General features: G+C 55.9%; 10 protein-coding genes. 9 read left to right on the top strand and 1 reads right to left on the bottom strand.

Annotation, left to right across the window (positions count from 1 at the left end):
* The first annotated feature begins 157 nt into the window (after window positions 1-157).
* The 4 genes from dnaK to nhaR all read left to right on the top strand — a co-directional run bounded on the left by dnaK (window position 158) and on the right by nhaR (window position 5,622).
* Window positions 158-2,077, top strand: a complete 1,920-nt coding sequence (gene dnaK, locus AC3WS9_RS18465) for a molecular chaperone DnaK (protein ID WP_282491589.1) — start codon at window positions 158-160, stop codon at window positions 2,075-2,077.
* A gap of 86 nt (window positions 2,078-2,163) precedes the next feature.
* Complete coding sequence (gene dnaJ / locus AC3WS9_RS18460; protein ID WP_282491590.1) at window positions 2,164-3,309, top strand: molecular chaperone DnaJ; 1,146 nt, start codon at window positions 2,164-2,166, stop codon at window positions 3,307-3,309.
* Between the two features lie 171 nt (window positions 3,310-3,480).
* Complete coding sequence (gene nhaA / locus AC3WS9_RS18455; protein WP_285150631.1) at window positions 3,481-4,659, top strand: Na+/H+ antiporter NhaA; 1,179 nt, start codon at window positions 3,481-3,483, stop codon at window positions 4,657-4,659.
* A gap of 60 nt (window positions 4,660-4,719) precedes the next feature.
* The gene (nhaR, locus tag AC3WS9_RS18450; protein WP_282491592.1) at window positions 4,720-5,622 is read left to right on the top strand and encodes a transcriptional activator NhaR; all 903 of its coding nucleotides are present in this window, start codon (window positions 4,720-4,722) and stop codon (window positions 5,620-5,622) included.
* A gap of 59 nt (window positions 5,623-5,681) precedes the next feature.
* Here the strand turns inward: nhaR and rpsT are convergent, their stop codons facing one another.
* On the bottom strand, window positions 5,682-5,945 hold the full coding sequence (gene rpsT, locus AC3WS9_RS18445) for a 30S ribosomal protein S20 (protein WP_100777693.1): 264 nt from the start codon (window positions 5,943-5,945) through the stop codon (window positions 5,682-5,684).
* Between the two features lie 327 nt (window positions 5,946-6,272).
* On the opposite strand from rpsT, the gene ribF reads away from it, so the two are divergent.
* The 5 genes from ribF to ispH all read left to right on the top strand — a co-directional run bounded on the left by ribF (window position 6,273) and on the right by ispH (window position 12,084).
* Window positions 6,273-7,211, top strand: coding sequence for a bifunctional riboflavin kinase/FAD synthetase (gene ribF / locus AC3WS9_RS18440; protein WP_282491593.1), 939 nt, complete (start codon window positions 6,273-6,275; stop codon window positions 7,209-7,211).
* 37 nt (window positions 7,212-7,248) lie between these two features.
* On the top strand, window positions 7,249-10,065 hold the full coding sequence (gene ileS, locus AC3WS9_RS18435) for an isoleucine--tRNA ligase (protein ID WP_282491594.1): 2,817 nt from the start codon (window positions 7,249-7,251) through the stop codon (window positions 10,063-10,065).
* Window positions 10,065-10,565 carry a signal peptidase II gene (gene lspA, locus AC3WS9_RS18430; protein ID WP_282491595.1) on the top strand — a complete coding sequence of 167 codons (501 nt, stop codon included), beginning with the start codon at window positions 10,065-10,067 and terminating at the stop codon, window positions 10,563-10,565. The genes ileS and lspA overlap by 1 nt, the downstream gene beginning before the upstream one ends.
* Window positions 10,566-10,682: 117 nt before the next feature.
* A complete protein-coding gene (gene fkpB / locus AC3WS9_RS18425; protein ID WP_095280714.1) occupies window positions 10,683-11,153 on the top strand; it encodes an FKBP-type peptidyl-prolyl cis-trans isomerase in 471 nt (156 codons plus the stop codon).
* On the top strand, window positions 11,134-12,084 hold the full coding sequence (gene ispH, locus AC3WS9_RS18420; RefSeq protein ID WP_282491596.1) for a 4-hydroxy-3-methylbut-2-enyl diphosphate reductase: 951 nt from the start codon (window positions 11,134-11,136) through the stop codon (window positions 12,082-12,084). Before fkpB ends, ispH begins: the two co-directional genes overlap by 20 nt.
* The last annotated feature ends 100 nt before the right edge of the window (window positions 12,085-12,184 follow it).

Genomic DNA, 12,184 nt, shown 5'->3' with positions numbered 1-12,184 from the left:
CTTGCCCCTTGATGCATGCCGTTACGACCCCATCTTGTAGTCAACCGCAGTGAGTGAAGCTGAAAAAAATCAAATCAGGGCAGTTGAAACCGCACGTTTCGCCCTTATTACAGATTCACAACCACATGATGAACAAATTTTTAGTGGAGACGTTTAGATGGGTAAAATTATTGGTATCGACCTGGGTACTACCAACTCTTGTGTAGCGATTATGGACGGCACTACTGCACGTGTGCTGGAGAACGCCGAGGGCGATCGCACCACGCCTTCTATCATTGCTTATACCCAGGATGGTGAAACTCTGGTTGGCCAGCCGGCTAAACGTCAGGCCGTGACTAACCCGCAAAACACGCTGTTTGCGATTAAACGCCTGATTGGCCGTCGCTTCCAGGACGAAGAAGTGCAGCGTGATGAAGCCATCATGCCGTACAAAATTATCGGTGCTGACAACGGCGATGCATGGATCGACGTGAAGGGCCAGAAAATGGCACCTCCGCAGATCTCTGCAGAAGTGCTGAAGAAAATGAAGAAAACGGCTGAAGATTACCTGGGCGAACCAGTAACTGAAGCGGTTATCACTGTACCTGCATACTTCAACGATGCTCAGCGTCAGGCAACTAAAGATGCCGGTCGTATCGCGGGTCTGGAAGTCAAACGTATCATCAACGAACCTACCGCAGCCGCACTGGCTTACGGTCTGGATAAAGAAGTTGGCAACCGTACTATCGCGGTTTACGACCTCGGTGGTGGTACTTTCGATATCTCTATTATCGAAATCGACGAAGTTGACGGCGAAAAAACCTTCGAAGTTCTGGCAACCAACGGTGATACCCACCTGGGTGGTGAAGACTTCGACAGCCGTATGATCAACTACCTCGTTGACGAGTTTAAGAAAGATCAGGGCATTGACCTGCGTAACGATCCGCTGGCAATGCAGCGCCTGAAAGAAGCCGCAGAAAAAGCGAAAATTGAGCTCTCTTCTGCGCAGCAGACCGACGTTAACCTGCCGTACATCACTGCAGATGCGTCTGGTCCAAAACACATGAACATCAAAGTGACTCGCGCGAAACTGGAAAGCCTGGTCGAAGACCTGGTGAACCGTTCCATCGAGCCGCTGAAAGTTGCTCTGCAGGATGCTGGCCTGTCTGTCTCTGACATTCAGGACGTTATCCTGGTCGGTGGTCAGACGCGTATGCCAATGGTTCAGAAGAAAGTCGCTGAATTCTTTGGTAAAGAGCCGCGTAAAGACGTTAACCCGGACGAAGCTGTGGCCATCGGTGCTGCGGTTCAGGGCGGTGTACTGACGGGTGAAGTGAAAGACGTTCTGCTGCTGGACGTGACCCCGCTGTCGCTGGGTATCGAAACCATGGGCGGCGTGATGACTGCGCTCATCAGCAAAAACACCACTATCCCGACTAAGCACAGCCAGGTGTTCTCTACCGCTGAAGACAACCAGTCTGCGGTGACCATCCATGTGCTGCAGGGTGAGCGTAAACGTGCTGCGGATAACAAAGATCTGGGCCAGTTTAACCTCGACGGTATCAGCCCGGCTCCACGCGGTATGCCACAGATCGAAGTCACCTTCGACATCGATGCTGACGGTATCCTGCACGTGTCCGCGAAAGACAAAAACAGCGGTAAAGAGCAGAAGATCACCATCAAAGCTTCTTCTGGTCTGAACGAAGAAGAGATCGAAAAAATGGTTCGTGAAGCAGAAGCGAATGCTGAATCTGACCGTAAATTCGAAGAGCTGGTTCAGACCCGTAACCAGGGTGACCATCTGCTGCACAGCACTCGCAAGCAGGTTGAAGAAGCCGGCGAACAGCTGCCAGCTGATGACAAAACCGCAATCGTTGCTGCACTGAGCGCGCTGGAAACTTCCCTGAAAGGCGAAGACAAAGCGGACATCGAAGCGAAGATGCAGGAACTGGCGCAGGCGTCCCAGAAGCTGATGGAAATCGCTCAGCAACAGCACGCACAGCAGCAAGCTGGCGCTGAAGCGGGTGCTTCCGCGAACAACGCGAAAGACGACGACGTTGTCGACGCTGAGTTCGAAGAAGTCAAAGACAAAAAATAATCGCCCTGATGCAGGGTAATTAATCAGCACGGGCGAAGAGGTTTCCTCTCCGCCCGTGCTCGCATGTTAAGGGGCTGAAAAAACCAATGGCAAAGCAAGACTACTACGAGATTTTAGGCGTTCCGAAAACTGCGGAAGAGCGTGAAATCAAAAAGGCGTACAAGCGCCTGGCCATGAAGTTTCACCCGGACCGTAACCAGGGTGACAAAGAGGCCGAAGCCAAATTTAAAGAGATCAAAGAAGCGTATGAAATCCTGACCGACGCTCAGAAACGTGCAGCCTACGATCAGTACGGTCATGCGGCGTTTGAACAAGGCGGCATGGGCGGCGGCGGATACGGCGGTGGCTTTGGTGGCGGTGGCGCTGATTTCGGCGACATCTTTGGTGATGTTTTCGGTGATATCTTCGGCGGTGGCCGCGGTCGTCAGCGCGCAGCGCGCGGCGCGGATCTGCGCTACAACATGGATCTTACGCTGGAAGAAGCCGTTCGCGGTGTGACCAAAGAGATCCGTATTCCAACGCTGGAAGAGTGTGATATCTGCCACGGCAGCGGCGCGAAAGCGGGGACCAAACCGCAAACCTGTCCAACCTGTCACGGCTCCGGCCAGGTGCAGATTCGCCAGGGCTTCTTCGCGGTGCAGCAGGCCTGTCCGCACTGTCATGGTCGCGGTACGCTGATTAAAGATCCGTGCAACAAATGTCACGGTCACGGTCGCGTTGAGAAGACCAAAACCCTGTCCGTCAAAATCCCGGCCGGGGTGGATACGGGCGACCGCATTCGTCTCTCAGGCGAAGGTGAAGCTGGCGAGCACGGCGCACCGGCAGGCGATCTGTACGTTCAGGTCCAGGTGAAACAGCACGCCATCTTTGAGCGTGAAGGGAATAACCTGTATTGCGAAGTGCCGATCAACTTCGCGATGGCAGCGCTGGGCGGCGAAATCGAAGTGCCTACGCTGGACGGACGCGTGAACCTGAAAGTTCCAGGTGAAACGCAGACCGGTAAGCTGTTCCGCATGCGCGGAAAAGGCGTCAAATCCGTTCGCGGCGGTGCGCAGGGTGACCTGCTGTGTCGCGTGGTCGTTGAAACGCCGGTCAGCCTGAATGACAAACAGAAACAGCTGTTGAAAGAACTGCAGGAAAGCTTCGGCGGTCCAACGGGCGAGAAAAACAGCCCGCGTTCTAAAAGCTTCTTCGATGGCGTGAAAAAATTCTTCGATGATTTGACCCGCTAATCCCTTAGCGAGTGTGAATTTTTCAAAGCCCGGAAGCGATTCCGGGCTTTTTCTTTATGCGAGGGACAGCTCGGTAAAACTGAATCAAAACCCAATATTAATCTGATTTTTTCGATCTGTTAGCCTTGGTATTATGGTTTTAACGAGGTATGGTCTTAAGAGAGAACTAAAGTGAAACTTTTACAACGATTCTTCAGCAATGAGGCGTCCGGCGGGGTCATTTTGATCCTTGCCGCGATAGCCGCCATGGTTCTGGCAAACCTGGATGCGACCCAGGGCCTGTATCGTGCGTTTCTGGATACGCCCGTAGAACTGCGCGTGGGCGCGCTGGAAATTAACAAGAATATGCTGCTGTGGATTAACGACGCGCTGATGGCGGTGTTCTTCCTGCTGGTGGGTCTGGAAGTGAAGCGCGAGCTGGTGCTGGGCTCTTTGAACAGCCGTCAGCGGGCCGCTTTCCCGGTCATCGCGGCGCTGGGCGGTATGGTGGTGCCTGCGCTGCTCTATCTGGCGTTTAACTATCAGGATCCGGTTGCGCGCCATGGCTGGGCGATTCCGGCGGCGACGGATATTGCTTTTGCACTGGGCGTGCTGGCGCTGCTGGGCAGCCGCGTGCCGGTGGCGTTAAAGATTTTCCTGATGGCGCTGGCGATTATCGATGACCTGGGCGCGATCGTGATCATCGCCCTGTTCTACACCAGCGAACTGTCGGTGCTGTCGCTGAGCGTGGCGGCGGGGGCTATCGCCGTACTGGCATTGCTCAATCTCTTCAACGTGCGCCGAATCGGAATTTACGTATTGGTGGGCGTGGTGCTGTGGACGGCGGTACTCAAATCCGGCGTTCATGCGACGCTGGCGGGGGTTATCATCGGCTTCTTTGTACCGCTTAAAGCGGATGAGAAGGGCAAATCCCCGGCGAAGCAGCTGGAGCATGTTCTGCATCCGTGGGTCGCCTTTATGATCCTGCCGCTGTTTGCCTTCGCCAACGCGGGCGTGTCGCTGCAGGGCGTGACGCTGAGCGGTCTGACATCTATGCTGCCGATGGGTATCATCGCCGGTCTGTTTATTGGTAAGCCGCTGGGGATCAGCCTGTTCTGCTGGCTGGCGCTCAAGCTGAAACTGGCTTCCCTGCCGCAGGGAACCACCTTCCGGCAGATTATGGCGGTCGGCGTGCTGTGCGGAATCGGCTTTACGATGTCGATCTTCATCTCGACCCTGGCGTTTGCGTCGATGGATCCGCAGCTCATCGTGTGGGCGAAACTCGGCATCCTGACCGGCTCGCTGCTCGCGGCCTTTACGGGTTATACGCTATTGAAAGTGAAGCTGTCGGGGCAGGTGCAACCGGCATAACAGAAAACGGGGGAGGGCAGAGGCCCTCCCCTGACAATACTCTCAGGGAGCGAAAACGCGATGTCTCACATCAATTACAACCATCTGTACTATTTCTGGCATGTCTACAAAGAAGGCTCGGTGGTGGGCGCGGCGGAAGCCTTGTATCTGACGCCCCAGACTATTACCGGCCAGATTAAAGCGCTCGAAGAACGCCTCCAGGGGAAACTGTTCAAACGCAAAGGCCGCGGGATTGAGCCGAGCGAACTGGGCGAGCTGGTCTTTCGCTATGCGGACAAGATGTTCACCCTGAGCCAGGAGATGCTCGATATCGTGAACTACCGAAAAGAGTCCAACCTGCTGTTTGATGTGGGCGTGGCGGATGCGCTGTCCAAACGCCTCGTCAGCGGCGTGCTGGACGCGGCGGTGGTGGAAGACGAACAAATCCATCTGCGCTGCTTTGAATCGACGCACGAGATGCTGCTGGAGCAGCTGAGCCAGCATAAGCTGGATATCATCATCTCGGACTGCCCGATCGATTCCACCCAGCAGGAAGGGCTGTTCTCGGTGAAGATTGGCGAATGCGGCGTGAGCTTCTGGTGCATCAATCCCCCGCCAGAAAAACCCTTCCCGGCGTGCCTGGAAGAAAGGCGCCTGCTGGTGCCCGGACGACGTTCGATGTTAGGCCGCAAGCTGCTGAACTGGTTTAACTCGCAGGGTCTGAAAGTGGAGATTCTCGGGGAGTTTGATGATGCGGCGCTGATGAAAGCCTTCGGTGAAGCGCATAACGCGATTTTCGTTGCGCCAACGCTCTACGCGCACGATCTGTACACCGATGACCGGGTCACTGAGATTGGACGGGTGGATAACGTGATGGAGGAGTATCACGCGATTTTTGCCGAACGGATGATTCAGCATCCGGCGGTGCAGCGCATCTGTAACCGCGACTACTCGGCGCTCTTTACGCCGCCCGCGTCAAAATGAGCCTATAAAAAAACCCGCATTAAGCGGGTTCTTTATAAACAAGCAACAACAAGTGGCGATTAAGCCAGTTTGCTGATCTGCGCGGTCAGGTTTGCTTTATGACGCGCTGCTTTGTTTTTGTGGATCAGACCTTTAGCAGCCTGACGATCCACGATTGGTTGCATTTCGTTAAATGCGTTCTGCGCTGCAGCTTTGTCGCCAGCTTCGATTGCTGCGTATACTTTCTTGATGAAAGTACGCATCATAGAACGACGGCTTGCATTGTGCTTACGAGCCTTTTCAGACTGAATGGCACGTTTCTTAGCTGATTTGATATTAGCCAAGTCCAACTCCCAAATATGATCTATGTGGACAATTCAAAGGCCGAGGAATATGCCCTCTATACCTTCTTTTGTCAATGGATTTGTGCAAATAAGCGCCGTTGAATGGCGACGCTACGTTACGTAGTGATGGCGCAGGATTCTACCAGCTTGTCTCCCCTGAATACAGTCTTTCGATGTAAAAAACGCACTTTGCCGGTAGTTTTTTCCCCTCCGAAAGCTAAGCATCATGAAATCATTACGGCTTTCTGATTTGAGGCAACAATCGCCGGTTAACCTTAACCGCTGTACAAGGTATACTCGGGCGATTTTCACTGTTTTGAGCCTGTCATGAAGCTGATACGCGGCATACATAATCTCAGTCACGCCCCGCACGGGTGCGTACTGACCATTGGTAATTTCGACGGCGTGCATCGTGGGCATCAGGCGCTGTTGCAGGGATTGCGTAAAGAGGGCGAGGCCCGCGGGCTGCCGGTCGTGGTGATGATTTTTGAACCGCAGCCGCTGGAGCTGTTTGCCGGTGATAAAGCGCCCGCACGCTTGACCCGTCTGCGCGAGAAATTGCGCTATCTGGCGGAGTGCGGCGTGGACTACGTGCTGTGCGTGCGCTTCGACCGACGTTTCGCGGCTCTGACGGCGCAGAATTTTGTCGGCGATTTGCTGGTCAAACGTCTGGGCGTGCAGTTTCTCGCCGTGGGCGATGATTTCCGCTTCGGCGCTGGTCGTCAGGGCGATTTCTTGTTATTACAGAAGGCCGGTCTGGAGTATGGTTTTGATGTCACCAGCACCATGACTTTCTGCGAAGGCGGCGTGCGCGTGAGCAGCACGGCGGTGCGGCAGGCCCTGGCCGACGATCAGCTGGACGTGGCGGAGAACCTGTTAGGGCATCCGTTCGCCATTTCCGGGCGCGTCGTGCACGGCGATGCATTAGGTCGCACCATAGGTTTCCCGACGGCGAACGTCCCGCTGCGTCGTCAGGTGTCCCCGGTAAAAGGGGTGTATGCGGTAGAAGTCACCGGACTGGGTGACAAGCCGTTGCCGGGCGTCGCCAATATTGGCACCCGTCCAACGGTGGCAGGTGTGCGCCAGCAGTTGGAAGTGCATCTGCTGGACGTTGTAATGGACCTCTACGGTCGCCATATAGATGTAATCCTGCGTAAAAAAATACGCAATGAGCAGCGATTTGCTTCGCTCGATGAGCTGAAAGCACAAATTGCGCGTGATGAGTTAACGGCCCGCGAATTTTTTGGGCTATCGAACCCGGCTTAATGCCTGAACGAGTTTTAAATACGGAACCGAGAATCTGATGAGTGACTATAAATCAACCCTGAATTTGCCGGAAACAGGGTTCCCGATGCGCGGCGATCTCGCCAAGCGCGAACCGGGAATGCTGGCGCGTTGGACCGATGATGACCTGTACGGCATCATCCGTGCAGCCAAGAAAGGCAAAAAAACCTTCATTCTGCATGATGGCCCTCCATATGCGAATGGCAGCATTCATATTGGTCACTCTGTAAACAAGATTCTGAAAGACATTATCGTGAAGTCCAAAGGACTCACCGGTTTTGACTCGCCTTACGTTCCGGGCTGGGACTGCCACGGTCTGCCAATCGAGCTGAAAGTGGAGCAGGAATACGGCAAGCCGGGTGAGAAATTCACCGCCGCCGAGTTCCGCGCGAAATGCCGCGAATACGCCGCCGCGCAGGTTGACGGTCAGCGCAAAGACTTTATCCGTCTGGGCGTGCTGGGCGACTGGTCTCGTCCTTATCTGACTATGGACTTCAAAACTGAAGCCAACATTATCCGCGCGCTGGGCAAAATCATCGGCAACGGTCATCTGCATAAAGGCGCGAAGCCGGTGCACTGGTGCGTTGACTGCCGTTCTGCGCTGGCAGAAGCGGAAGTGGAGTATTACGACAAAACCTCTCCGTCCATCGACGTGGCTTTCCACGCGGTCGATCAGGATGCGGTGAAAGCGAAATTCGGCGTGACCTCCGTCAACGGCCCAATTTCTCTGGTGATCTGGACCACCACCCCGTGGACCCTGCCAGCGAACCGTGCGATCTCCCTGTCCGCTGATTTCGATTACGCGCTGGTGCAGGTTGAAGGTCAGGCGGTTATCCTGGCAAAAGATCTGGTGGAGAGCGTTCTGAAACGCGCGCACATCAGCGAATACACTATTCTCGGCACCGTCAACGGCGCTGAGCTGGAACTGATGCGCTTCAAACATCCGTTTCTCGACTTCGACGTTCCGGCGATTCTGGGCGATCACGTCACCCTGGAAGCGGGTACCGGTGCGGTACATACCGCCGGTGGCCACGGCCCGGACGACTACAATATCAGCCTGAAATACGGTCTGGAAATCGCTAACCCGGTCGGTCCGGACGGGGCTTACCTGCCTGGCACTTACCCGGCGCTGGACGGTATCAACGTCTTCAAAGCTAACGACATCATCGTCGACATGCTGCGCACCAGCGGCGCGCTGCTGCACGTCGAGAAGATGCAGCACAGCTATCCATGCTGCTGGCGTCACAAGTCGCCGATCATCTTCCGTGCGACCCCGCAGTGGTTCATCAGCATGGATCAGAAAGGCCTGCGCGAGCAGTCACTGAAAGAGATCAAAGGCGTGCAGTGGATCCCGGACTGGGGCCAGGCGCGTATCGAATCCATGGTCGCTAATCGTCCTGACTGGTGTATCTCCCGTCAGCGTACCTGGGGCGTGCCAATGTCCCTGTTCGTCCATAAAGAGACGCAGGAACTGCACCCTCGCTCGCTGGAGCTGATGGAAGAAGTTGCCAAACGCGTTGAAGTGGATGGCATCCAGGCGTGGTGGGATCTGGACTCTAAAGAGATCCTGGGCGACGACGCGGCCAACTACGAGAAAGTGCCAGACACCCTCGACGTGTGGTTCGACTCCGGCTCCACCCACTCTTCCGTGGTGGACGTGCGCCCTGAGTTCTACGGTCACGCGGCCGATATGTATCTGGAAGGCTCTGACCAACACCGCGGCTGGTTCATGTCATCTCTGATGATCTCTACCGCGATGAAAGGCAAAGCGCCATACCGTCAGGTGCTGACCCACGGCTTTACCGTGGATGGTCAGGGACGCAAGATGTCCAAATCCATCGGTAACACCGTTTCTCCGCAGGATGTGATGAACAAACTGGGCGCCGACATTCTGCGTCTGTGGGTGGCCTCAACGGACTACACCGGCGAAATGGCGGTTTCCGATGAAATCCTCAAACGCGCTGCCGACAGCTATCGTCGTATCCGTAACACCGCGCGCTTCCTGCTCGCTAACCTGAACGGTTTCGATCCGGTTAAAGACATGGTGAAACCGGAAGAGATGGTGGTACTGGATCGCTGGGCCGTGGGCTGCGCGCAAGCGGCGCAGGAAGATATCCTGAAAGCCTACGAGTCTTACGACTTCCACGAAGTGGTGCAGCGCCTGATGCGTTTCTGCTCCATCGAGATGGGCTCGTTCTACCTCGACATCATCAAAGACCGCCAGTACACCGCGAAAGCGGACAGCGTGGCGCGTCGTAGCTGCCAGACTGCGCTGTTCCACATTGCAGAAGCGCTGGTGCGTTGGATGGCGCCGATCATGTCCTTCACCGCAGATGAAATCTGGGCCTACCTGCCGGGTGAGCGCGAGAAATACGTCTTCACCGGCGAGTGGTACGAAGGCCTGTTTGGTCTGGCGGACACTGAAGCGATGAACGATGACTTCTGGGACGAGCTGCTCAAAGTGCGCGGCGAAGTGAACAAGGTGATCGAGCAGGCGCGTGCTGACAAGAAAGTCGGTGGCTCTCTGGAAGCGGCAGTGACCCTGTACGCTGAACCTGAGCTGGCGGCGAAACTGACGGCGCTCGGCGACGAATTGCGATTTGTCCTGTTGACCTCCGGTGCTGCTGTTGCCGATTATGCACAGGCGAGTGCCGATGCCCAGCAGAGCGAACTGCTCAAAGGGCTGAAAGTGGCGCTGGTGAAAGCCGAAGGTGAGAAGTGCCCGCGCTGCTGGCATTACACCACCGACGTCGGCCAGGTGGCGGAACACGCAGATATCTGTGGACGCTGTGTCAGCAACATCGCCGGTGATGGCGAAAAACGTAAGTTTGCCTGATGAGTCAATCAATCTGTAAAAGTGGACTGCGCTGGCTGTGGCTGGTCGTCGTCGTACTGATTATTGATCTGGGCAGCAAGTTCCTGATCCTCCAGAATTTTGCTCTGGGGGATACGGTCCCGCTGTTCCCGTCACTTAATCTGCATTATGCGCGCAACTACGGCGCGGCGTTTAGCTTCCTCGCCGACAGCGGCGGCTGGCAGCGCTGGTTCTTCGCGGGTATCGCTATCGGTATCAGCGTGATCCTCGCGGTGCTGATGTATCGCTCGAAAGCGACGCAGAAGCTGAACAACATCGCCTACGCGCTGATCATTGGCGGCGCGCTGGGCAACCTGTTTGATCGTCTGTGGCACGGCTTTGTCGTCGATATGATCGACTTCTACGTCGGTGACTGGCACTTCGCCACCTTCAACCTGGCCGATAGCGCGATTTGCATCGGTGCGGCGTTGATTGTGCTGGAAGGCTTCTTGCCAAAACCAGCAGCGAAAGAGCAGGCGTAAATGTTAATGCCGGGTGGCGCTTCGCTTACCCGGCCTACAGAATTGTCGCCTCCCGTAGGCCCGGATCGCTGCGCGCCACCGGGCAAACCGATGGGGCAAAACAAGCGAGCAACTGGCATGTCAAAATCCATACAGAGCAATAGCGCGGTGCTGGTCCATTTCACCCTGAAACTGGACGACGGTTCTACTGCAGAATCGACCCGCAATAACGGCAAGCCTGCGCTGTTCCGCCTGGGTGATACCTCTCTTTCGGAAGGTCTGGAGCAACAGCTGCTCGGGCTGAAAGAGGGCGAGAAAAAAGCCTTCTCCCTGGAGCCTGATGCGGCGTTTGGCGTGCCGACCCCGGATCTGATCCAGTATTTCTCGCGCCGTGAATTCATGGACGCGGGCGAGCCGGAAATCGGCGCGATTATGCTCTTTACCGCAATGGATGGCAGCGAAATGCCTGGCGTGATCCGTGAAATCAATGGCGATTCCATCACCGTCGATTTCAACCATCCGCTGGCCGGGCGTACCGTCCATTTTGATGTTGAAGTGCTGGAGATCGACCCGGCACTGGAGGAAGTGAATGCAGATCCTGTTGGCTAACCCGCGCGGTTTCTGTGCCGGAGTAGACCGCGCTATCAGCATTGTTGAAAACGCGCTGGAGATTTACGGCGCGCCGATTTATGTCCGTCATGAAGTGGTTCACAACCGCTATGTGGTGGACAGCCTGCGCGAGCGCGGCGCAATCTTTATCGAGCAGATCAGCGAAGTGCCCGACGGCGCGATCCTGATCTTCTCGGCGCACGGCGTCTCTCAGGCGGTGCGTAACGAAGCGAAAAGCCGTGACCTGACGGTCTTCGACGCCACCTGTCCGTTAGTGACCAAAGTCCATATGGAAGTCGCCCGCGCCAGCCGCCGTGGCGAAGAGTCGATTCTGATTGGTCACGCCGGTCACCCGGAAGTCGAAGGGACCATGGGCCAGTACAGCAACCCGGAAGGGGGCATGTATCTGGTCGAATCGCCGGACGATGTGCTGACGCTTAACGTCAAAAACGAAGCCCGTCTGTCGTTCATGACCCAGACCACGCTCTCGGTGGATGACACCTCCGACGTTATCGACGCTTTGCGCAGCCGCTTCCCGAAAATTGTCGGGCCGCGCAAAGACGACATCTGCTACGCCACCACTAACCGTCAGGAAGCGGTGCGTGCCCTGGCCGAACAGGCGGATGTGGTGCTGGTGGTCGGTTCCAAAAACTCCTCTAACTCCAACCGTCTGGCCGAACTGGCGCAGCGCATGGGGAAAGCGGCGTTTCTGATCGACGACGCTACCGATATCCAGGAAGCCTGGGTGAAAGACGCGACCTGTGTCGGCGTCACCGCCGGCGCCTCTGCGCCAGATATTCTGGTGCAAAACGTGATTAAGCGTTTGCAGGAGCTGGGCGGTGGCGAAGCGGTGCCGCTGGAAGGCCGCGAAGAGAATATCGTCTTCGAAGTGCCGAAAGAGCTGCGCATCGACGCGAAAGAAGTCGAATAATCCCCTCGGTTTTGAAAATGCCGGTCCCGTAAGCGACCGGCATTTTTTTGTCTGGTTACCTGTGATTAACCCGACAGTTCCTCCCTCCCGACCTCAGGTT

The organism is Lelliottia sp. EB106-05-01-XG201 (assembly GCF_058791735.1).
Note: the sequence above shows the minus strand (reverse complement) of the source record. Positions and strands in the feature narration are given on the sequence as shown.